At 71.8% G+C, this 21,541-nt stretch carries 21 protein-coding genes; 20 read left to right on the top strand and 1 reads right to left on the bottom strand.

Annotated features, from left to right (window positions below):
• Positions 1-215: 215 nt before the first annotated feature.
• From KILIM_RS12280 to KILIM_RS12190, 20 genes are all read left to right on the top strand, one after another.
• On the top strand, positions 216-722 hold the full coding sequence (locus KILIM_RS12280; RefSeq protein WP_006593013.1) for a GNAT family N-acetyltransferase: 507 nt from the start codon (positions 216-218) through the stop codon (positions 720-722).
• A gap of 67 nt (positions 723-789) precedes the next feature.
• A complete protein-coding gene (locus KILIM_RS12275) occupies positions 790-1,986 on the top strand; it encodes an acetoin utilization protein AcuC (RefSeq protein ID WP_006593012.1) in 1,197 nt (398 codons plus the stop codon).
• A 158-nt stretch (positions 1,987-2,144) separates the two neighbouring features.
• Entirely contained in the window at positions 2,145-2,243 is a 99-nt protein-coding gene (locus tag KILIM_RS23325) for a 30S ribosomal protein bS22 (RefSeq protein WP_003792170.1), read from the top strand.
• A gap of 81 nt (positions 2,244-2,324) precedes the next feature.
• Entirely contained in the window at positions 2,325-3,311 is a 987-nt protein-coding gene (locus KILIM_RS12270; protein ID WP_255247644.1) for an NAD-dependent epimerase/dehydratase family protein, read from the top strand.
• Positions 3,312-3,358: 47 nt separating this feature from the next.
• The gene (locus tag KILIM_RS12265) at positions 3,359-4,342 is read left to right on the top strand and encodes a lysophospholipid acyltransferase family protein (protein WP_174316829.1); all 984 of its coding nucleotides are present in this window, start codon (positions 3,359-3,361) and stop codon (positions 4,340-4,342) included.
• A 494-nt stretch (positions 4,343-4,836) separates the two neighbouring features.
• Positions 4,837-5,901, top strand: a complete 1,065-nt coding sequence (locus KILIM_RS12260; RefSeq protein ID WP_006593009.1) for a TerC/Alx family metal homeostasis membrane protein — start codon at positions 4,837-4,839, stop codon at positions 5,899-5,901.
• Between the two features lie 100 nt (positions 5,902-6,001).
• The gene (locus KILIM_RS12255; protein ID WP_040563197.1) at positions 6,002-6,298 is read left to right on the top strand and encodes a glutaredoxin family protein; all 297 of its coding nucleotides are present in this window, start codon (positions 6,002-6,004) and stop codon (positions 6,296-6,298) included.
• 184 nt (positions 6,299-6,482) lie between these two features.
• The gene (locus KILIM_RS12250) at positions 6,483-7,325 is read left to right on the top strand and encodes a redox-sensing transcriptional repressor Rex (RefSeq protein WP_006593007.1); all 843 of its coding nucleotides are present in this window, start codon (positions 6,483-6,485) and stop codon (positions 7,323-7,325) included.
• Positions 7,322-8,647, top strand: a complete 1,326-nt coding sequence (locus tag KILIM_RS12245) for a glutamyl-tRNA reductase (protein WP_006593006.1) — start codon at positions 7,322-7,324, stop codon at positions 8,645-8,647. Before KILIM_RS12250 ends, KILIM_RS12245 begins: the two co-directional genes overlap by 4 nt.
• The gene (hemC, locus tag KILIM_RS12240; protein WP_006593005.1) at positions 8,644-9,786 is read left to right on the top strand and encodes a hydroxymethylbilane synthase; all 1,143 of its coding nucleotides are present in this window, start codon (positions 8,644-8,646) and stop codon (positions 9,784-9,786) included. The genes KILIM_RS12245 and hemC overlap by 4 nt, the downstream gene beginning before the upstream one ends.
• A gap of 99 nt (positions 9,787-9,885) precedes the next feature.
• Positions 9,886-11,580 (top strand): bifunctional uroporphyrinogen-III C-methyltransferase/uroporphyrinogen-III synthase, encoded by a 1,695-nt coding sequence (locus KILIM_RS12235; RefSeq protein ID WP_006593004.1) that lies wholly within the window; start codon positions 9,886-9,888, stop codon positions 11,578-11,580.
• 89 nt (positions 11,581-11,669) lie between these two features.
• Entirely contained in the window at positions 11,670-12,662 is a 993-nt protein-coding gene (gene hemB / locus KILIM_RS12230) for a porphobilinogen synthase (RefSeq protein ID WP_006593003.1), read from the top strand.
• Between the two features lie 32 nt (positions 12,663-12,694).
• Complete coding sequence (locus KILIM_RS12225) at positions 12,695-13,222, top strand: MarR family winged helix-turn-helix transcriptional regulator (protein ID WP_006593002.1); 528 nt, start codon at positions 12,695-12,697, stop codon at positions 13,220-13,222.
• Between the two features lie 69 nt (positions 13,223-13,291).
• Positions 13,292-14,650, top strand: a complete 1,359-nt coding sequence (hemL, locus tag KILIM_RS12220) for a glutamate-1-semialdehyde 2,1-aminomutase (RefSeq protein WP_040563194.1) — start codon at positions 13,292-13,294, stop codon at positions 14,648-14,650.
• Positions 14,647-15,327: a histidine phosphatase family protein gene (locus KILIM_RS12215; protein WP_006593000.1), complete on the top strand. Its 681-nt coding sequence runs from the start codon at positions 14,647-14,649 to the stop codon at positions 15,325-15,327. Before hemL ends, KILIM_RS12215 begins: the two co-directional genes overlap by 4 nt.
• A complete protein-coding gene (locus tag KILIM_RS12210; RefSeq protein ID WP_006592999.1) occupies positions 15,327-15,971 on the top strand; it encodes a TlpA family protein disulfide reductase in 645 nt (214 codons plus the stop codon). Before KILIM_RS12215 ends, KILIM_RS12210 begins: the two co-directional genes overlap by 1 nt.
• A gap of 48 nt (positions 15,972-16,019) precedes the next feature.
• The gene (locus KILIM_RS12205) at positions 16,020-16,913 is read left to right on the top strand and encodes a cytochrome c biogenesis CcdA family protein (protein ID WP_040563220.1); all 894 of its coding nucleotides are present in this window, start codon (positions 16,020-16,022) and stop codon (positions 16,911-16,913) included.
• A 28-nt stretch (positions 16,914-16,941) separates the two neighbouring features.
• On the top strand, positions 16,942-18,711 hold the full coding sequence (gene resB, locus KILIM_RS12200; RefSeq protein ID WP_006592997.1) for a cytochrome c biogenesis protein ResB: 1,770 nt from the start codon (positions 16,942-16,944) through the stop codon (positions 18,709-18,711).
• Between the two features lie 65 nt (positions 18,712-18,776).
• Positions 18,777-19,811 carry a c-type cytochrome biogenesis protein CcsB gene (gene ccsB / locus KILIM_RS12195; protein ID WP_006592996.1) on the top strand — a complete coding sequence of 345 codons (1,035 nt, stop codon included), beginning with the start codon at positions 18,777-18,779 and terminating at the stop codon, positions 19,809-19,811.
• Positions 19,808-20,128 (top strand): DUF4229 domain-containing protein, encoded by a 321-nt coding sequence (locus tag KILIM_RS12190; RefSeq protein ID WP_006592995.1) that lies wholly within the window; start codon positions 19,808-19,810, stop codon positions 20,126-20,128. The genes ccsB and KILIM_RS12190 overlap by 4 nt, the downstream gene beginning before the upstream one ends.
• A gap of 505 nt (positions 20,129-20,633) precedes the next feature.
• Here KILIM_RS12190 and KILIM_RS12185 read toward each other — a convergent pair.
• Positions 20,634-21,521 carry a 1,4-dihydroxy-2-naphthoate polyprenyltransferase gene (locus tag KILIM_RS12185; RefSeq protein WP_006592994.1) on the bottom strand — a complete coding sequence of 296 codons (888 nt, stop codon included), beginning with the start codon at positions 21,519-21,521 and terminating at the stop codon, positions 20,634-20,636.
• Between the last annotated feature and the right edge of the window lie 20 nt (positions 21,522-21,541).

Genomic DNA, 21,541 nt, shown 5'->3' with positions numbered 1-21,541 from the left:
TCCGAGCCGCTGGTGCGGCCCACCGGCTAGGCTCGTCGAAGGGCTTGCCACCGATGGGACCGGCAGGTGGCGGGCAGCGGCCCGAGAGCCCTGCGAACAGGGACGTTTCGGCCCTCGGCCGGAGCCGGAGGGTTGTCGGTCGCCCGCTGTAGTGTTTTAGCCAGCAGTGTTCTAGCCAACACCGGTAGCAGCCCTCCGCGAGAAAGGTGGCGTGCGTGAGCGAGATCAATGTCCGGGTCCTCGGGGAGGACGAGTGGGAGATGTACAAGGAGATGCGCCTGCGCGCTCTCCAGGAGTCCCCCGAGGCGTTCGTCGCGGACTACGAGACCGAGGTCGACTACGAGGAAGACTTCTGGCGCACCCGCATGCGCCGGTCGGCTCGCCTGCTCGCCGAGCGTGACGGCGAGGCTGTCGGCATTCTCTCGCTGCGCGGTAACGACAAGCTCTTCGACAACGCCGCCGAGATCTTCGGCCTGTGGGTACCGCAGAACCTGCGGGGCTCCGGCGTCGCGGCGCGGCTCGTGCAGTCCGCCGCCAAGGCTGCCAACAGCGATGGCCACACCCAGCTCGTGTACTGGGTCGGCACCGACAACGGCCGCGCCGTCGCGTTCGCCAGCAGCTACGGCTTCCGTCCCACCGAGCACCGTCGCCGCATGGCCCACCAGGGCGGCGAGCACGACGGCGACGAAGAGGCGGCCATGGTCCTGGCGCTGCACCGCTGATCGCCGGCCGTCGGTAATCGACATAGCTAGCCGTCCGACCGCTTGGTCGGACGGCTAGTCTGCGCACATGGCAACGCAGGCCCACCTCATTTGGGACGACGGATTCACCCGGTACAACTTCGGGGCGGGTCACCCGATGAGCCCGGTGCGGCTGGATCTGACGGCGCGCCTGTGCCGCGATTTCGGGCTCTTCGACGGTCCGCAGGTCGAGGTGCTGGCTCCCGAGGTGGCCTCCGACGAGGCCTTGGCCCGGGTGCACGACGAGGCGTTCATCGCTGCGGTGCGCGCGGCGTCGGTCGACCCCGGTGCCGCCGACCCCGCCTTCGGGCTGGGCACCGACGACGATCCGGCGTTCGCGGGCATGCACGAGATCAGCGCCCGGATCGCCGAGGGCACCAGGCTGGTGGCGCAGTCCGTGTGGACCGGCGCCGCCTCGCACGGCGTGAACTTCACCGGCGGCCTGCATCACGCGATGCCCGACCGGGCTTCGGGCTTCTGCATCTACAACGACGCCGCCCTGGCCATCAGCTGGCTGCTGGAGAACGGCGCGGAGCGGGTCACCTACGTCGACGTCGACGCCCACCACGGCGACGGCGTCGAGCGCATGTTCTGGAACGACCCGCGGGTGCTGACGATCTCCATGCACGAGACCGGCACGGTCCTCTTCCCCGGCACCGGCTTTCCCCGCGACCTCGGCGGTCCCGACGCCGAAGGCAGCGCGATCAACCTGGCGCTGCCCCCGGGGACCGGCGACGGCGCCTGGTTGCGCGGCTTCCACGCGGTGGTCCCGGCGCTGATCCGGGCGTTCGACCCGCAGGTACTCATCACGCAGCACGGCGCCGACTCGCACTACACCGACCCGCTGGCGCACCTGTCGATCTCCGTGGACGCGCAGCGGATCGTCGCCCAGACCTTGCACGACCTCTCGCACGAGGTCTGCGGCGGTCGCTGGGTCGCGCTGGGCGGCGGCGGCTACGAGGTGGTCGGGGTCGTTCCCCGCAGCTGGACCCACGTGGTGGCGACGGCCGCGCACCGCGACATCGACGTCGAGGCTGCTGTGCCCCAACGGTGGCTCGACGACGTCAGCGAGCGGATCGGCGTGCAGGCGCCGGAGAAGATGGGCGACGGCACCTCCGAACGCGGCCGGATCTGGTGGCGTTCGTGGGATTCGGGCTTTGACCCGGAGAACGCGGCCGACCGCGCGATCATGGCCACGCGGGAGGCGTCGTTCTCCCTGCACGGCCTGGACCACTGGTTCGATTGACCGGATTCTGTGCCTTGGGGCGCTTGTGGTTCGGTTGACCTGGACGATTACCGAGCGCCGTGGGCTGGCGGGTAAGGTGGAGCGACTGTCGACGGGCCGCGCGCGTCAGACAATCCGTACGAGACACCGCATGACAACCAGCACGACGAGGACGACACATGGGTTCAGTGATCAAGAAGCGCCGCAAGCGGATGGCGAAGAAGAAGCACCGCAAGTTGCTGCGCAAGACGCGTCACCAGCGTCGCAACAAGAAGTAATGAACGGCGGGCGCCTGCGGAGAGTCGGCGCCCGTCGCGCGTAAGCGGTCCTGCTCGGAGGTTCGATTGACCACGGTCCTGGTGACGGGCGTGTCTCGGTTCGTCGGCGCTCGTGTCGCCCAGGAGCTCAGTGAGAGCCCCGGCGTCGATCGGGTCATCGGCATCGACTTGCCGGAGCCTCGTTTTCCCCTCGGCGGCGCCGACTTCGTGCGCGTCGATATCGGCAATCCGCTCGTGGGTCGCATCTTGGCGACGCAGGGCGTGGATGTCGTGGTGCATCTGGCGATGAGCGCCGACGCGCGCTCGGGTGCGGCCCGGGTCTCGCAGAAGGAGCGCAACGTCATCGGGACGATGCAGTTGTTGGCGACGTGCCAGGCGCATCGTCCGCTGCGGCGGTTCGTGTTGAAGTCGACGGCGTCGGTCTACGGCTCGTCGCCGCGGGATCCGGCCGTGTTCACCGAGGCGATGTCCGGGGTGGGCCGCATCCGTGGCGGGCACCTGCGCGACGCCATCGAGGTCGAGGGGTACGTGCGGGCGATGGCTCGACGACGCCCCGACCTTGCGACCGTCGTGCTGCGGATGGCCCATATCGTGGGGCCGAACGTGCATTCGGCGTTGACCGACTATTTGCGCGGGTCCGTGTGGCCGACGCCCTTGGGTTTTCGCGCCCGACTGCAGTTGCTGCATCCGGACGACGCGATCACCGCACTGGTCGCCGCTGCCGTCGGCACCGCCGACGGGGTCGTCAATGTCGCCGGCGACGGTGTGGTGACGTTGTCGCAGGCCGCGCGGCTGCTGGGCAGAACCGCCGTGCCGGTGCCCGCGGCCACCACGCGCCGCTTGGGGTCGGTGCTGCGCCGGTTCGGGGTGGCCGCGATGGGCGACGACCAGATCGACTACCTCATGTGGGGGCGCTGCCTGGACACCACGCGCATGCGCAGCCTGCTGCACATGGAGCCGGCGTGGTCGACGCGCGAGCTCATCGAGGACTTCGGACGACCGCAGGAGGGGCCGCGTGACCTGCCGGACTTTCCCGAGCCGGCCCAGTCGTGGGCGATGGCGCGATGACCCCCCGCCGCGAACCTCCGGAGCAACCCGAGATGCCTGAGCCCGAGATGCCTGAGACGCCCGAGTCGTCGGACGGGGCCGGCCCGCAGTTGAGCGCGGCGCAGGTCGCGCGTCGCCTGGAGCAGGGCGTGGAGTTGCTGATCGCGACGCTGCGCTGGGCGGTGGCCAAGGCGGGCGGCGACCTGACCGAGCAGGAGGTCGAGGAGCGGGTCGCGCTGTTCCTGGCGTACCTGCGTCGCCGGATGTCCGGCGAGGTCGAGGTCGACGCGTACGGCTACGACGCCGACTTCACCCAGCACATCTACCTGCCGGTGTTGCGCGTGCTGTACAAGCGCTGGTTCCGGGTGCAGGTGCGCGGCATCGAGAACATTCCGGCGGACGGGCCGGCGCTCATCGTGGCGAACCACTCGGGCACCGTGCCGGTGGACTGCCTGATGACGCAGGTGGCGGTGCACGACACCCATCCGCAGCAGCGGCTGATGCGGCTGCTGGGCGCCGACCTGCTGTTCCGCCTGCCGGTGATCGGTGAGACCGTCCGCGCAGGGGGCACGACGCTGGCGGCCCCGAGCGACGCGCAACGTCTGCTGGCGGCTGGCGAGTTGGTGGCGGTGTGGCCGGAGGGCTTCAAGGGTCTGGGCAAGCCGTACGCGGATCGCTACCGCTTGCAGCGGTTCGGCCGCGGCGGCTTCGTCGGCACGGCCCTGCGCACCCAGGCGCCGATCGTGCCGTGCTCGATCGTCGGCGCGGAGGAGATCTACCCCAAGATCGGCGACCTGACGCCGCTGGCGCACCTGCTCGACGTGCCCTACTTTCCGATCACCCCGACGTTCCCGCACCTGGGGCTGCTGGGTCTCATTCCGCTGCCGAGCCAGTGGATCATCGAGTTCGCGCCGCCGGTCGAAACCGCCGACCTCGGCCCCGACGCCGCCGAAGACCCCCTCCTGGTCTTCGAACTCACCGACCGGGTTCGCGAGACCATCCAGTCCCGCCTGCATGTGCTCCTGGCCGACCGCGGCCCGATTTTCGGCTAGTCGACGACCACCTCGTACAGGCAGGAGGCATCGACAACGATCACGTCGGCCAAGCCCCCGAAGCTCATCCAGGGCTTCGAGCGTGTCACGGCGGGTGTGTTCGCCGGATCGACGGCGCGTGCGATCCCGCCACTCGCCGATCGTCGGGCGAGCCGCGAGCCGCTCGGTCTCCTTGCGCAGATACTCCGGTACGGAGAGCCCAACCTCGGCGGCGCGCCTGGCCAGGGCCTCGTACACGTCATCGTCCACGTCGCGAATCTGAATCGTGCGAGGCATATCTGCGTTGTCGCATGCGTAAATGCATGTCCACCTGCGTCGGGAGCCGGTGGTTTGCCGAATGCGGGACGTGTCCTCTAGTCTCGAGCGAGAGGGGAGTACTTCCCAGTCGAGTTCGGTCATTCCGGTCGCCCCAGTGCGACCCCGGGCTCGAGTCGCGCCGCACGCCGCGATGAAGGAGACCTCAGCCACGCATCAGCGTTCCTGAGGAGACCTTCGTGTCTGTGCCATCTGTGTTGTCCGCTGCCCTGCCGACCGCGTCTGCGGGGGCCGGGATCGAGACCATCGCCACCCCGGGCCTGTGGGTCGCGACGATCGCCGGCGTCCTCGCCCTCTTCGCGATCGACTTCGTCATCACCCGCAAGCCACACGCCGTGACCATGCGCGAGGCCATCGGCTGGTCCGCCTTCTACGTCGCCATCCCGGTCGCCTTCGGCGTCTGGCTCTGGTCGGCCTACGGCAGCGTCACCGGCGTCGAGTTCTACACCGGCTATCTCGTCGAGAAGTCGCTGTCGATCGACAACCTCTTCGTCTTCCTGCTGCTGCTCACCGCGTTCGCCGTCCCGCGCGAACTGCAACAGCGGGTGCTGCTCATCGGCGTCGCCGGCGCGCTCGTGCTGCGGGCCATCTTCATCGCCCTCGGAGCTCAACTCATCGCCTCCTTCTCCGCCGCCTTCCTGCTGTTCGGCGCGATCCTGCTGATCACCGCCGTCAAGGTGCTGCGCGACGCGATGAACCACGACGAGGCCTCGATCGACATCTCCTCGCTGCGCACCGTCAAGGTGGTGCGCCGCTTCTGGCCGGTCACCGACGACTACGTCGGCTCCCGCCTGAGCGTGCGCCGCGCCGGCCGCCGCATGCTGACCCCGATGGCGTTGGTCATCGTCGCGATCCTGGGCACCGACATCGTCTTCGCCATCGACTCCGTGCCGGCGGTCTACGGCATCACCGGCGACCCCTACCTGGTCTTCATCACCAACGCCTTCGCCCTGCTCGGCCTGCGCGCCCTCTACTTCGTGGTCGAAGGGGCGCTGGCGTCGCTGGCGCACCTGGCCTACGGCCTCTCGATCATCCTCGGCTTCATCGGCGTCAAGCTCGTGCTGCACTGGGCGCACGACGTGTGGGCGTGGGTGCCGCAGATCCCGACCCTGGCCTCCCTGGCCGTCATCGTCGGAGTGCTCGGCACCGTCACCGTCACCAGCCTCATCGCCCGCCGCCGCGCCCAGAACGCGCAGCCCCAAGCGGAGAACGAGGTGGCGGCGGAGCGGGAGCCGGTCGCCTGAGTTCAGCGCTGCGCGAACAAACGGTGTCCGCTGTGCCCGAAAGTGTCCACAGAGCGACGAGCGGCGCTGCCCACTTGAACGACCGTCATACAGTGGCGCCATGAGCAGCGATGAACGTAGCGTGGAGCAGCCGCGCGTGACCCTCATCACCAAGCCCGGTTGCCACCTGTGCAATCTCGCCCGGCAGGTCATCGAGCGGGTGACCGACGACCTGGGTGTGCGCTGGCAGGAGCAGTCGATTCTCGATATCGACGAGCCCGACCCCGTGTGGTTCGAGCAGGTGCCGATCACGTTGGTCGACGGGCGCCAGCACGACTACTGGCGGGTCAGCGAGACCCGGTTGCGCGCGGCCTTGGGTGCTGCACCGGTGTCCTCCACCGTCGGGACGTCGGCTTGAGCTGTGCCGGACCGGTGCCTGCGGCGCAGCACGAAGCCGCCGGGACCGCAAGGTTTGGAGCAAAACGTCACGCACACCTAAGGTGAGGGACGTCGAGAGCGCCGCCCCCGGTCGCCTCGTCGATGAACGCGCCGCCCTGGCGCACGCCAGGGCCTGAAACTCGGATAGGAGCCGGTGACTTCCGTTGCCTGCCGACACCGCAGCACGCCGTGGCATCCCCGATGCCACGGTGGCGCGGCTGCCGGACTACCTACGGGCGCTCACCGACCTCATGGATCAAGATGTCGCCACCGTATCCTCCGGTGATCTGGCCGCAGCGGCGGGGGTCAACGCTGCCCAGCTGCGCCGCGACCTCTCCTACTTGGGCTCCCACGGGGTGCGTGGGGTCGGTTACGACACGGCGCACCTGGTCGCCGAGATCGGCGCCCGCCTCGGCGTCGGTCGCGACTGGTCCGTCGTCATCATCGGCGCCGGCCGGCTCGGGCAGGCGCTGGCCGACTATCCCGGCCTGACCGCGGGCACGTTCCGCGTCGTCGGGCTCTTCGACCGCGACCAGCGGCTCATCGGCAACGCCGCAGGTCGGCTGACGATCCAGGATGTCGAACGGCTGGCACAGGTCGTGCGGACCTCCGCCGGGTCCAGCCCGGGTGCCGCCGTGGCGAATAGCGTCATCGGTGTCATCGCGACCTCCGCCGAGGGGGCCCAGGAGGCGTGCGACGCGCTCGTCACCGCCGGGGTCACCTCCGTGCTGACCTTTACCCACGGGCACCTGCGCGTGCCGGCGGGCGTGCACGTGCGCTCCGTGGACGTCGCGACCGAGCTGGCCGTGCTGGCGTTCCGGGCTCAGGCCGAGCGCCCGGCCGCTCCCGCACCGGATCCGCAACTCGCCGACCGCTTGGCCGCCGTAGATGCAACGCTGCTGCCCAGCAATGACAGCGGCGAAGACATAGGTGGCGCGGGCGTGAGCAACGGCGTGGACGAGGCAGACGGGCACGGCAGCACAGGGGAGAGGCAGGGAACACGATGAGCTTGGTCGTCATGGGGCTCTCTCACCGATCTAGCCCGATCGACGTGCTGGAGCGGGTGGCGCTGGACGAGGTCGGCGCGCAGCTGCTCGTGGGCGCGGTCGCCGCCGGCGAGAACATCGCCGAAGCGGTCGTCGTCGCCACCTGCAACCGGCTCGAGGTGTACGCCGACGTGGACGCCTTCCACGGCGCCGTCGACGACATCGGCTCGGCCCTGGTCGAGGCCACGGGCATGTCCCGCGCCGCGCTCGGCGACCACTGCTACGTGCACTACGAGGACCGCGCCATCGCGCACGTCTTCCAACTGGCGTGCGGGCTCGACTCGATGGCCGTGGGCGAACCGCAGATTCTCGGGCAACTGCGCACCTCCCTGCTGAGCGCCCGGGAGGCCGGTACCGTCGGCCCCGCCCTCAACGTGCTCTTCCAGCAGGCGCTGCGCGTCGGCAAGCGCGCCCAGAGCGAACTCGACCTGGCCGGCACCAACCGCAGCCTCGTCGCCGAAGGCCTGGCCGCCGCCGCCGAATACGTCGGCCCGGTCCGCGACGCGCACGTGCTGATCGTCGGCGCCGGCGCCATGAGCGGCCTGGCCGCCGCGACCGTCGCCCGCGAGCAGCCGCGCGCGATCACCGTCGTCAACCGCACCTGGGAACGTTCGCTGCGGCTCGCGCAGGGCAGCGGCGGTGCCCCCCGCCCGTGGAGCGAACTGCACGACGCTTTCGCCCACGCCGACATCGTCCTCACGTGCACCGGCTCGCTCGGCCACGTCATCCACGCCGACCAGGTGGCGCAGGCCCGTCACGAGGTCGCGCAGCGCACCGGCGAGCGATGCGTGCAGCGCCAGGTCGTCGTCGACCTCGCCCTGCCCCGCGACGTCGACCCCGACGTCGCACTGCTGCCGAACCTGCGCGTGCTCGGACTCGGCGAGCTGGGCGAGCGGCTCGCCCACCGCGAGCAGGGCAGCGACCTGAGCGCGGTGCAGGCCCTGGTGACCAGTGAGGTCGCCGCCTACCTCGTCGGCCGCCGCGGCCAGGAGGTCGCGCCGACCGTCACCGCCCTACGCGCGCGTGCCGCCGAGGTCATGGCCGCCGAACTGTCGCGTCTCGACGCCAAAGTTCCGCACATGGACGAGCCGACCCGGGCCGAGGTGCAGCGCACCCTGCACCGCGTCGTCGAGAAGCTGCTGCACGCCCCCACCGTGCGAGTCAAGCAGCTGACCGGCAACGACGGCTCCGACTACGCCCGCGCGCTGCGCGAACTGTTCGACCTGCACCCCGGTGAGGCCGCGACCAGCGGCAGCGCTCCGCCTCCGGGGGTGACCCGATGACCTCTACCGAGGCGACCCAGATCGCGGCGCAGCCGCGCCCCGTGCCCGGCCTGGGCACCCTGCGCCTGGGCACCCGGCGCAGCCGTTTGGCGACCACCCAGTCGAGCTGGGTGGCCGACCTGTTGCGCGCCCGCGGCCACGAGGTCGCGCTCATCGAGATCGCGACGGAGGGCGACGTCAATCGCGCTCCGCTGACGCAGATCGGCGGCACCGGCGTGTTTGCCAGCGCGCTGCGGGACGCCCTGCGCGAGGGGCAGGTCGACCTGGCCGTGCACTCGCTGAAGGACCTGCCGTCCGCGCCCGAACCGGGCCTGTTCATCGCCGCTGTGCCGGAGCGTGAGGACCCCCGCGACGCGCTGTGCGCCCGCGACGGCCTGCGCCTGGAACAGTTGCCCGCCGGAGCCCGGGTGGGCACCGGATCGCCGCGCCGCGCTGCCCAACTCGCGGCCCGCCGCCCCGACCTGACGATCGTGCCGATCCGCGGCAACGTCGAGACCCGCCTGCGCCGCGTCGCCGACGCTGCGACACACACCGACGCCACGACGAGCACCGACACCACGACGAGCACCGACGCCGCGACGAGCACCGACGCCGCGGCGACCGAATCCGGTCCGCTGGATGCCATCGTGCTCGCCTACGCCGGCCTGCGCCGCCTCGGACTCACGGAGCACGTGACACAGGTGCTCGAACCCGACGTCATGCTGCCCGCCGCCGGCCAGGGTGCCCTGGCCGTCGAATGTCGCGCCGACCGCACCGACCTCGTCGAGACGCTGCGCGACCTCGACGACCCGCCCACGCGGGCCGCCGTCGAGGCCGAACGGGCCCTGCTGGCGACCCTGGAGGCCGGCTGCACCGCCCCGATCGGCGCCCTGGCGCGCCCCGACGGGCAGACCGGCCTGTTGCTCGAGGCGTTCGTCGGCGCCGACCTGCCCGCCGGCGCCCGCCGCGACCAGCTCAGCGGCGTCGCCGCCGACCCGGTCGGTCTGGGGGCCGCGCTGGCCCGGCGACTGCTTGCCGACGGCCCGATCGCGGGCACCACAGCCGGCACCACCAGGGGCACCGAAACCGTTAGTACTTCCACCGAGAACGACAGCAGCACCAGCACGAACAGCACCGCGAAAGCACAACTGAATACCTAGCACCACCGCCCAGTTCCACCAGTTCAACTCGGGTCGACCGGCCCGATCGCACGCACCACCATCAGGTGCGGGCGACATCGAAACACAGGAGTGCCCGACGTGAGCGTCAGCAGCCGCGACCGCACCACAGCGCAGGGTTCATGCGCCACCACCTCCCTGCCCTTGGCCACACCCGCCCCACGGCACGCCCGGATCGCCTTCGTGGGCACGGGCCCCGGCGACCCCGGGTTGCTCACCGTCCGAGCACGCGAGCTGCTCGTGACCGCCGACGCCCTGGTCATCGACTCCGGCGTGCCCGTCGACCTCGTCGAGGCGCACGCCCGGGCGGACGCCCAGATCATCGATGCCGGCTACGGCGAAGGCACCCAACTGACCCGGGCCTCGCGCGCCAAGCTGCTCGTGCGCACCGCGCAGAGCACCTCCGGCGTGCCCGCCCCCGGCGGCCTGCCGATCCGCGGGCTCGTCGTGCGGGTCATGGCCGGCGACCCCGGCACCTTCAATGGTCTGCCCGCCGAGATCGCCGCCTGCCACAAGGCCGGGTTGGAGGTCGAGGTCGTCCCCGGCGTCTCCACGATGCACGCCGCCCCGACCTACGCGGGAGTCCCGTTGGCCAGCGAACACAGCCCGACCGTGCTGATGAACTGCGGCGACGCCGATCGGGCCGACTGGTCCAGCGCGGCCGCCGACTCCGTCACCGTCGTGCTGACCGGTGACCCGGCGCAGATCGCCTCCGGTCTGCGTCAGGTGCTGGCGGCCGGCCGCGACGACCAGACGCAGGTGGCGTTGACCGCCGACCCGACGACCACGGCGCAGCGCACCGTCTGCACCAGCCTGGGAGAGGCGCCCGCGCTCGTCGAGAACGGCCAGATCGTGCCCGCGCTCGCCGTCATCGGCGCCGGAGTGCAGGCCCGCGACGAGCTCTCTTGGTTCGAGACTCGGCCGCTGTTCGGCTGGCGGGTGCTGGTGCCGCGCACCAAGGACCAGGCCGGTGACACCCTCGAGCGGCTGGCCCGCTACGGCGCCCACGGGGAGGTCGTGCCGACGATCAGCGTCGAGCCCCCGCGCACCCCGCAGCAGATGCAGAAGGCCATCAAGGGCCTGGTCACGGGCCGCTACGAGTGGGTCGGGTTCACCTCGGTCAACGCGGTGCGCGCGGTCAAGGAGAAGCTCGCCGAGATCGGCCTCGACGTGCGGGCCTTCGCCGGCCTCAAGATCGCCGCCGTCGGCGGGGTCACCGCCCAGGCGCTGCGCGAGTGGGGCCTGGAGCCTGACCTCGTGCCCGACGGTGAGGAGTCCGCTCGCGGGCTGCTCGAGGTCTGGCCGCCGTACGACGACGTGCTCGACCCGATCAACGGGGTCTTCCTGCCGCGCGCCGATATCGCCACTGACACCCTCGTCGCGGGGCTGCAGGAGATCGGCTGGGCGGTCGACGACGTCACCGCGTACCGCACGGTGCGCGCGGCCCCGCCGCCCGCGCCGACCCGCGAGGCCATCAAGACCGGCGCGTTCGACGCGGTGGTCTTCACCTCCAGCTCGACAGTGCGCAACCTCGTCGGGATCGCCGGCAAGCCGCACGCCAGCACCGTCGTCGCCTGCATCGGCCCGGCCACGGCCAAGACCGCGCAGGAGCACGGTCTCAACGTGGCGGTCATCGCCGAGTCGGCCAGCAGCGACGCTCTGATCGACGCCCTCGCGGGCTTCGGCCGCACCCTGCGGGAGCAGGCCCAGGCCGTGGGAGATCCGGTGCGCCGACCGAGCGAGAACCGGCCCGCCGCCCGCCGCAAGTCCCGCTGACGCGGGTCCGCCGGAGGGGTTCTGTCCGAGCGGGTTTGGTGACACGGGCCCGCTGAACGAGGCTCGCTGCGGCGGGCGCAGGAGGGTTGATGGACTGGGACGGCTCGCGGGTGCGCCCGCGGCGGCTGCGGACGACCCCCGCGGTGCGGCGGCTCGTGCGCGAGACCCGGCTGCATCCGGCGCAGTTGATCCTGCCGGTGTTCGTCGTCGAGAACCTCGAGGCGCCCCGGCCCATCGGCTCGATGCCGGGCGTCGTGCAGCACACGCTGACCTCGCTCGCGCAGACCGCCCGGGAGGCGGTCGCGGCCGGGATCGGCGGAGTGATGATCTTCGGGGTGCCCGCGACCAAGGACGCGGTCGGCTCCGGGGGCACAGACCCCGACGGCATCCTCAACGCCGCCGTGGGTGTGGTGCGTGAGGAGGTCGGCGACGACACCCTCGTCATGGCCGACCTGTGCCTGGACGAGTTCACCGACCACGGCCACTGCGGGGTGCTGGGCACCGACGCCTCCGGGCGCACGGTCGTCGACAACGACGCGACGCTGGAGCGGTACGCCGCCATGGCGGTCGCCCAGGCCCGCGCCGGCGCTCACGTCGTGGGCCCCTCGGGGATGATGGACGGGCAGGTCGGGGTGGTGCGGGACGCCCTCGACGAGGCCGGTCACGACGATGTCATCGTGCTCGCCTACGCCGCCAAGTACGCCTCCGCGTACTACGGGCCGTTCCGCGAGGCCGTCGACTCCAGCCTGACCGGCGACCGCATGAGCTACCAGCAGGACCCGGCCAACCTGCGGGAGTCCCTGCGGGAGGTCGCCCTCGACGTCGAGCAGGGCGCCGACATCGTCATGGTCAAGCCCGCGCTGCCCTACCTCGACGTACTCGCCGAGGTCGCCGCCACCGTGGACGTGCCGGTCAGCGCCTATCAGGTGTCGGGGGAGTACGCCCAGATCGAGGCCGCCGCCGCCAACGGCTGGATCGACCGTGACCGGGTGGTGCTGGAGAGCCTGACGTCGATCACCCGTGCCGGCGCCGGTTCGATCCTGACCTATTACGCGCTGCACGCCGCGCGGCTGCTGGGCTGACCCCGCCGACGCGGACCGACGTGGGAGCGGGAGTGGACGACGACCAAGACGAGAAGGCGACACCGCCGACCCGCTGGCTGACTGCGGCCGAGCAGGACACCTGGCGCGCCTACCTGTGGGCGGGTCGCCTGCTCGACAAGGTGATGGACGACGACCTGCAGGAGCACGGCCTGAGCATCGGCGAGTACGAGATTCTCGCGATGCTCTCGGAGGCGCCGCGGGCGGCGATGCGGATGTCGACCCTCGCCGACTTCGTCGTGCAGTCCCGCAGCCGGTTGAGCCACACCGCGATGCGGCTCGAGCGCCGCGACCTCGTGGCGCGCCGGCCCGCGCCCGGCGACCGGCGCGGCGTGGAGCTGACGCTGACCGGGCAGGGCCGCCAGATCGTCGACGCCCTGGCACCCGTGCACGTGGCCAGCGTGCGCGCCCACCTGTTCGACGTCATCACCCCACGCCAGGCCGCTGTTCTCGGTGACGCGATGCACCGCGTCCGCGCCGGCATCCTCGGTGTGGACCCCTCGACCGCCGCGCCCCCACCGGACGAACCACCGGTCCCGTAGCGCTACCGAGCCCCCGCCGGAAACCCCCGGGGGCAGTGGGCGGAGCGTGCGCTCGGCATGATGGGCTGCATGTCGACCCCAGACTCCAGCCCTGATACCCAGCCGGTGGCCGCCAGCGCCGCCCTCATGGAGCGGGCCCTCGCGGTGACGCCGGGGGGAGTGAACAGCCCCGTGCGGGCCTTCCGCGCCGTCGGCGGCACCCCGCGGTTCATCGCTTCCGCCGCCGGGCCGTGGCTGCGTGATGTGGACGGCAATCGCTATGTCGACCTCGTCGGCTCGTGGGGGCCGATGATCCTGGGCCACACCCATCCCGACGTGCTGGCCGCCGTGCAGGGCGCCGCGGCGCACGGGTTCAGCTTCGGCACGCCGAGCGCCAACGAGGTCGCGCTCGCGGAGGAGATCGTGGCCCGGGTCGAGCCGGTGGAGCAGGTGCGGCTGGTCTCCAGCGGCACCGAGGCGACGATGAGCGCGGTGCGGCTGGCCCGCGGGTTCACCGGCCGCTCGGCGGTCGTGAAGTTCGCGGGCTGCTACCACGGGCACGTCGACGCGCTGCTGGCCCACGCCGGCTCCGGGATCGCGACGTTCGGGTTGCCGGACTCCGCGGGGGTGCCCGCGAGCGCCGCCGCCGAGACGATCGTGTTGCCGTACAACGACGTCGAGGCGCTGGAGGCCGCGTTCGCCGAGCACGGGGAGCGGATCGCGTGCCTCATCACGGAGGCCTCGCCGGGCAACATGGGCGTGGTGCCGCCGGCCCCGGGGTTCACCGACGCGCTACGTCGGGTCACCCGCGAGCACGGGGCGCTGCTCATCTCCGACGAGGTGATGACGGGGTTCCGCTGCAGCGCCTCCGGTTGGTACGGCCTGGAGGGGCCGTACGAGGGTGGTGCGCCCGATCTGTTCACGTTCGGCAAGGTGATGGGCGGTGGCTTCCCGGCGGCCGCGTTCGGCGGCCGCGCCGACATCCTGGCCCATCTGGCTCCGCTCGGGCCCGTCTATCAGGCGGGCACCCTCTCGGGAAACCCGGTGGCGACCGCCGCCGGGCTGGCGACCCTGCGCGGTTGCACCCCGGAGGTGTACGAGCGGCTCGAGCGCACCGCGCGCACCATCGCTGACGCCGCCTCCGCGGCCCTGACCGAGCACGACGTGCCGCACACCGTGCAGTGGGCGGGGTCGATGTTCAGCATCTTCTTCCAGCCCGGCCCGCCCAAGCCGGTGCGTGATTACGACGACGCCCGGGAGCAGGATCTGCCGGCGTTCGCCGCGTTCTTCCACGCGATGCTCGCCGCCGGGGTGCACCTGCCGCCGAGCGCGTTCGAGTCGTGGTTCGTCAGCGCCGCGCACGACGAGGAGGCGATCGAGGCGGTGCTCGCCGCGTTGCCCGGTGCTGCCAGGGCGGCTTCAGACTCGCGTGCCAGGATGACCCGATGAGCACGCCGAGTAGCGCGCGCGTGTCGCTGCGCCGCGACGTCGTGCATCTCCTGCGGCACGGGGAGGTGCACAACCCCGACGGCATCCTCTACGGGCGGCTGGCCGACTTCCACCTCTCCGACCGGGGCCGCGCGATGGCCGACCTGGTGGCCGAGCACCTGGCCGACGCCCCGATCGGCATGGTCACCGCCTCCTCGCTGGATCGCGCGCAGCAGACCGCGGCGCCGATCGCGGCCGCCCACGGGCTGGGCGTGCACACCGACGATCGGGTCATCGAAGCCGGTAACCACTTCGAGGGCAAGACGTTTGGGCGGGGCGCGGGTTCACCGGCCAATCCCGCCAACTGGGCGCTGCTGCGCAACCCGCTGCGCCCCTCCTGGGGGGAGCCGTACGAGCAGATCGTGGCCCGCATGCTCGCCGCGATTCGCGCCGCGCGGGCCGCCGTGCACGAGCTCTACGACGGCGGCGAGATCGTCATCGTCTCGCACCAGTTGCCGATCGAGACCACCCGCCGCTTTCTGGAGGGTCAGCACCTGTGGCACGACCCGCGCCGTCGACAGTGCACGCTGGCGTCGCTGACGACGCTGACGTTCCACGGCGACGCGCTCGAGTCCATCGCCTACAGCGAGCCGGCCGCCGCGCTGCTGCCCGGCGCCGCGCAGGTGCCGGGGGCGTGATGGCTGGGGGCGTCATGGCTGGGCTCGGTGGATCGTTCTCGCGTCGGCAGCTGCTGCGCGGGGTCGCGTTGTCGGCCGCCGGGCTGGGGCTGGCGGCCGGGGCCGCGGCGTGCACCGACCCGAACTCCGTCTCCGAGCAGGCGCGGCGCGGCGACGACAAGGGCTTCATCGCCGGCGACGGCACGATCGAGCAGCTGGCCCCCGAGCAGCGGGGCGCTCCGGTCGAGCTCTCCGGCAAGCTCCTCGACGGCACGCCGTGGTCGATGGCCGACGCCGCGAACACGGTGCTGGTGCTCAACGTGTGGGGCTCGTGGTGCGAGCCGTGCGTCGCCGAGGCGCCCGAACTGGTGCAGGCCGCCGACTCCCTGACCGCCGCCCACAAGGACGTGCGGTTTCTCGGCATCAACGTCGGCGAGAGCCCGCAGACCGGGGCCGCCGGAGCCCGCGCGCTGCAGCTGCCCTATCCCTCCCTCAGCGACGAATACCGCGGGCTGGGCCCGGCGCTGCAGAACAAGGCCAGCGCCACCCCGACCACGCTGGTGCTCGACCGGGCGCACCGCATCGCCGCGCGCATCTCCGGGCCGATCACCAGCCCGGCGACGTTGACCAACCTCGTGGAGTCGGTCGTTGCGGAGGGCGCGTGATCGGGCCTGTGACGCAGCTACGTGCGGGAGGTGGCGGTGGGCGCTGAACTGGCGGGCGTCATCGCCGACGGCAACCTCGCCCTGGCGGCGGCCGTCGCGCTGCTCGCCGGGCTCGTCTCGTTCGCCTCGCCGTGCGTGCTGCCGCTCGTGCCGGGCTTTCTCGGCTATGTCACCGGCCTGGGGGCCGCGGCGTTGCCGGGTGCCGCTGTGCCTGCCCACGCCGCCTCCGTGAGCGCTGCGGTCAGCCGTACCGGAGCAGGAGGGTCGGCCGCCACCTCCACCTCGCCGGGTGCGTCGGCGGACGTCGAGGGTGGCGCGGCGCGCGATGATCGCCCCGCCGCGGTGCGCCGGCGGGTGCTTCTGGGGGCGGCACTGTTCGTCGCCGGGTTCAGCGTCGTGTTCATCACCGGGACGCTGCTCGCCTCGGCGGTCGGGACGGCGCTCGCAGACCACCGCCAGCTGCTCTCCCGCGTCGGCGGGGTCGTCGTCATCGCGCTGGCCCTCGTGTTTCTCGGCGTCGGCGCCGGGCTGGGGGCCCAACGCTCCTGGCAGCCGCGCTGGCGTCCGGCGGCCGGTCTGGCCGGGGCGCCGCTGCTCGGGGTCGTCTTCGCCATCGGGTGGGCGCCGTGCATGGGGCCGACGTTCGGCGCGATCATGCTGCTGGCCACCAACCTCGCCGGTGACTCCGGGCTCGTGGCCCGCGGCGGGCTGCTCGGGGTCGCGTACTGCATCGGGCTCGGTCTACCGTTCCTGCTTCTTGCTGCGGGCTGGTCGCGGGCGATCACCGCGTCGGCGTGGCTGCGCCACCACCACCGCGCCATCCAGCTCGCCGGCGGCGCGATGTTGCTCGTCGTCGGGCTGCTGCTGGTCACCGGCGTGTGGGATCAGCTGGTGCGCGCCCTGCAGTCCTCGCTCGTCTCCTCCTTCACGACGCCGCTGTGAGCGGCGGCAAAGGGTGATGTGAACTCCTATGGCCACCCCCCCTCGTGACCCGGCCGGCCCGGCCGACCGCGTCGACCCGCTCGCTCAGGGTGACCCCGGCGGCGTAGCGCTGCGCCGCGAGCCACCCGTGCCCGCGTCCGTGCGTCAGCCGAAACTGGGGCCGCTGGGCTGGGCGCGCTGGGCCTGGCGGCAACTGACGAGCATGCGCACGGCGCTGCTGCTGTTGCTGCTGGTAGCCGTCGCCGCCGTCCCCGGCTCGGTGTTCCCGCAGCGCGACATCGACCCCGGGGCGGTGAGCACCTACCTGGAGGACAACCCGACCTGGGGGCCGTGGGCCGACCGCCTGTACCTCTTCGACGTGTTCACCTCGCCGTGGTTCTCGGCGATCTACCTGCTGCTCGTCGTCTCGCTGCTCGGCTGCATCGTGCCGCGCACCCGGCTGCATCTGCGGGCGCTGCGCGGGCAGCCGCCCAAGGCCCCGAGCCGTCTCGACCGACTCTCCCAACACCGCTCCTTCGAGGTCGCCGCCCCGCCTGAGCAGGTGGTGCAAGCGGCCCGCTCGGCGCTGCGTTCGTCGCGGTACCGGCTGCGCCGCGAGGACGGCGACGCCGACGGCGCGGCTGCCTCTGGCGCGGGCAAGGGCACGGCGGTGGCGGGGGAGACCGGCTACCTGCGCGAGACCGGCAACCTCATCTTCCACATCGGGGTGGTCGTCGTGGTCATCGCGCTGGCCTGGGGGTATCTCGTCGGTTGGAAGGCCGACCGCATCGTTCCGGTCGGCGGCACGCTGACCAACACCGTCTCCGGTTATGACAGCTTCTCGGCCGGGCCGCTGGTCGACACCGACGCCCTCGATCCCTTCTCGGTGCGCATCGACACCCTCGATGTGCGTTTCGAGGAGGATGCCGGCGGGGCGCAGTACGGCGCCGCCCGCGACTTCCGCGCCGCCACGACCGTGACAACGGCCCCGGGCGCGCCGCCGGAGCAGCGCGAGTTGGCGGTCAACGCGCCGCTGAACTTCGGCCCCAACGCGGTCTTCCTCATGGGCAACGGCTACGCGCCGGTCATCACGGTCCGCGACGCCGCCGGCGAGGTGCTGTATCGGCAGGCCACACCGTTCCTCCCGCAAGACGGGGTCTACACCTCCTCCGGCGCGGTGAAGGTCGTCGCCGCCCAGCCGCAGCAGCTCGGGTTCAGCGGGCTGTTCCTGCCGACGGCGTTCATGACGCCTGACGGGCCCGCGTCCGCCTTCCCCGACGCCCGTAATCCGGCGCTGGTGCTGTCGGCGTGGACCGGCGACCTCATGCCCTCGGGGCCGCAGTCGGTGTACACCCTGGAGACGTCCGCGATGAGCCAAGTGAACGGCGCCGACGGGCGGCCGCTGCAGGTGGTGCTGGGGCTCGGGCAGACCGTGCAGCTGCCCGACGGGCTCGGGTCGATCACCTTCGAGTCCCTCGACCGCTGGGCGGGCCTGTCGACCCGTTACGACCCGGCACGCCCGTTGGCGCTCGGCTCCGGACTGGCCTGCCTGGTGGGGCTGCTCGGCTCGCTCATGGTGCGGCGTCGGCGGATGTTCGTGCGGGTGCGCCCCGGGGTCGACGGGGGCAGCCGCGTCGAGATCGGCGCGCTGGCTCGCGGCGAGGACAACACCCTGGGCGATGCCGTCGACCAGCTCGCCGAACGCCTCGGTTGGCTGCCGCCGGGCTCAGAGCCGGGCTCACCGCCGGGTTCGTCGCCGGGTTCGCCGGTGCAGGCCCATTCGGCACCTGGCCCGGCCCCGGCGCACGAAGCCCGCTGAGGCGCGGTGACGCGCCGAGTAGGCTGGCCCTCAATCCCCGTACCCCTGCTACTTCGGAGTCGCGCATGGACGGCCAGAGCCTGGCCACCCTCTCCAACCTCGTGCTGTACGGGGCCATGGGGGTTTACGCCTTCACGATGATCGCCTTCGCGGTGCACCTGGCGTTCGCGGCCGGGCGCGCCTCGCGCCGGGCCGGTGGTGAGCAGGCGGCGGTCGCGGAGCAGAGGGTCGCAGCCGGAGTCGGTGGCCGCGGCGACGCGGGTGAGGTCGGGTCGCCGACGGCTCGGTCGGCGCAGCGCAGTTCCGACGCGGCGGAGCGCGCGAGCCTGGGTGCTCGTGCGGGTGGCTGGGCAATGAGCCTGGGCTGGCTGGGCACGCTGCTGCTCGGCGCCTCAATCGCGCTGCGGGGTGCCTCGGTGCAGCGCGCCCCGGTCAGCAACATGTTCGAGTTCGCCTGCGCCGCAGCGTTTCTCGTCATGCTCATCTACCTGGTGTTGGCGATGCGCCGGCCGCTGCGGTGGCTGGGCCTGTTCGTCGTGACTCCGGTGCTGCTGGCCCTGGGGCTGGCGATCACCGTCTGGTACACAGAGGCCAGCGAGTTGGTGCCGTCGTTGAAGAGCACCTGGCTGGTCATTCACGTGCCGGTGGCGATCCTGTCGACGGCGATCTTCACGATCTCGTTCTGCGTGCTGCTTCTGCACCTGGCGCAGGCGCGTCGCGAGGCGCGCAAGGCGGCGGGGCTGCCGGTGCGCTTCGACAACTTCCTCGCGGCGCTGCCGACTGCGGCCTCTCTGGACCGCACGGCCTACGGGCTGGTCGTCGTCGCGTTCCCGCTGTGGACGTTCACGCTCATCGCCGGCGCCATCTGGGGCCAGCAGGCGTGGGGCACGTACTGGAGCTGGGACCCCAAGGAGGTGTGGACCTTTGTCATCTGGGTCATCTACGCCGCCTACTTGCACGCCCGCGCCACGAGCAATTGGAGCCTGCGCACCGCGAACATCATCGCGGTCGTCGGCTATCTGGCGATCATCGTGAACTTCACGATCGTCAACATGTACTTCCCCGGTATGCACTCCTACTCCGGTCTGGTGACCCCGTGATTTCTCCCGCAATTCGATACACCCTGGCCCGCATCACTGTTTTCCTCGCGTGCCTGCTGATCTTCTGGCTCGTCGGCATCCGCGACAACCCGCTGATGCTGCTGCTCGTCGCGACGACCGTCTCGATGCTCATCTCGGTGATCCTGCTGCGCGCCATGCGCGAGGACTTCGCCGACCAGCTGGCACACCGCGTCGAGGAGCGCACCGAGCGCAAGCAAGCTCGCGCCGCCCAGCGCCGCAAAGACGAGGTGCTCGACGACGAGGCGATGGAAGACATCGAGCAAGACGCCGACCAGCACCGCCGCAGCGGCCACTGATCGCCCGCTCGGCAGGACGGGCAGGATGTTGCCCACCTGGCCTAGCGGCACGGGGGTCTTAGGAGTAGCTGGGGAGCGCCCATCCCCCGCCGCCCGCCCGTGCTAGGCACGGCGGGCAACATGTTGCTCCACGTGCCTAGCCGCGCGTGAGTGGCGGGGTCCACGGTTGCAGCTGTGATCGCCGCGCTCGCCGCGCTCGGCAGGACGGGCAGTATGTTGCCCGCTTGGCCGAGCGGCCGCGATCGGGTGGCGATTCCGGTGGCAGCTGGGGTGGCCGCGCTAGGCAGGGCGGGCAGCATGTTGCCCGCTTGACCTAGCGCGCCGGCCGGCTGGCTGCTGACGCTAGGTGGCTCGCGCAGGATGTTGCCCGTCTGACCTAGCGGTACTGGGTCTCAGGAGTGGCTGGGAGCGCCCGGGCGTCGTCGGCCGCGGCTGGGTGGGCGGCGCTAGGTGGAGCGGGCAACATGTTGCTCCCTGTGCCTAGCCGCAGGTGTGTGGTGGCGGGTCAACCGAGAGCTAGCCCCCCGGCCAGCAGCAGGGAGTAGGCGAGGGTGAGGGCGCCGGTGCCGCTGAGCACCGGGATGAGGTCCTTGCCGCCCGCGCCGGCGAGCACGGTGCGCACCGGCCGGTACGCCAGGGCGAAGGCCAGCAGCGCCGCCAAGGCCCAGGGGGCCAGCGGGTGCGACATGGCGGCGAACGGTACACACGCCAGGGCCACCGCGAGCAGGCCGCAGTACGCCATCCGGGCGCCCGCGTCGCCCAGCCGCACGGCGAGGGTGCGCTTGCCGACCTGGGTGTCGCCGGGGATGTCGCGCAAATTGTTGGCCATGAGAATCGCGCAGGAGAGCGCCCCGACGCCCACCGCTCCGGCCCAGGCGGCTCCGGTGAGGGTGAGGGCCTGCGTGTACGTGGTGCCCAGGGTGGCCATGAGCCCGAAGAACACGAAGACGAAGACCTCGCCGAGCCCCAGGTACCCGTAGGGGCGGGAGCCACCGGTGTAGAACCAGGCGGCGACGATCGCGGCCGCGCCGAACGCCAGCATGATCCACGCGCCGGAGAGCGCCGTGAGCGCCAGACCCGCGACCGCGGCGATCCCGAAGCACGCGAACGCGGCCCGCTTGACGTGGCCGGGCGCAGCGAGCCCCTGCCCGACGAGCCGTACCGGCCCCACGCGCCGCTCCTGGGAGTCGGTGCCGCGGATGCCGTCGGAGTAGTCGTTGGCGTAGTTGACCCCGACCTGCAGCGCGAGGGCCACGACCAGTGCGAGCAGCGCGAGGGGGATGCGGGCGGAGTCGACCTGCGCGGCGGCGCCGGTGCCGATGGCGACGGGAGCCAGGGCGGCGGGCAGGGTGCGGGGCCGGGCGCCGTGCACCCAGTCGGAGAGCGTGGCCATCGGGGCGGAAACAGACCTTC

Origin of the sequence: Kineosphaera limosa NBRC 100340 (assembly GCF_000298215.1) — a bacterium.
Taxonomy (GTDB): domain Bacteria; phylum Actinomycetota; class Actinomycetes; order Actinomycetales; family Dermatophilaceae; genus Kineosphaera; species Kineosphaera limosa.
This window is presented reverse-complemented; position numbering and strand designations above follow the sequence as displayed.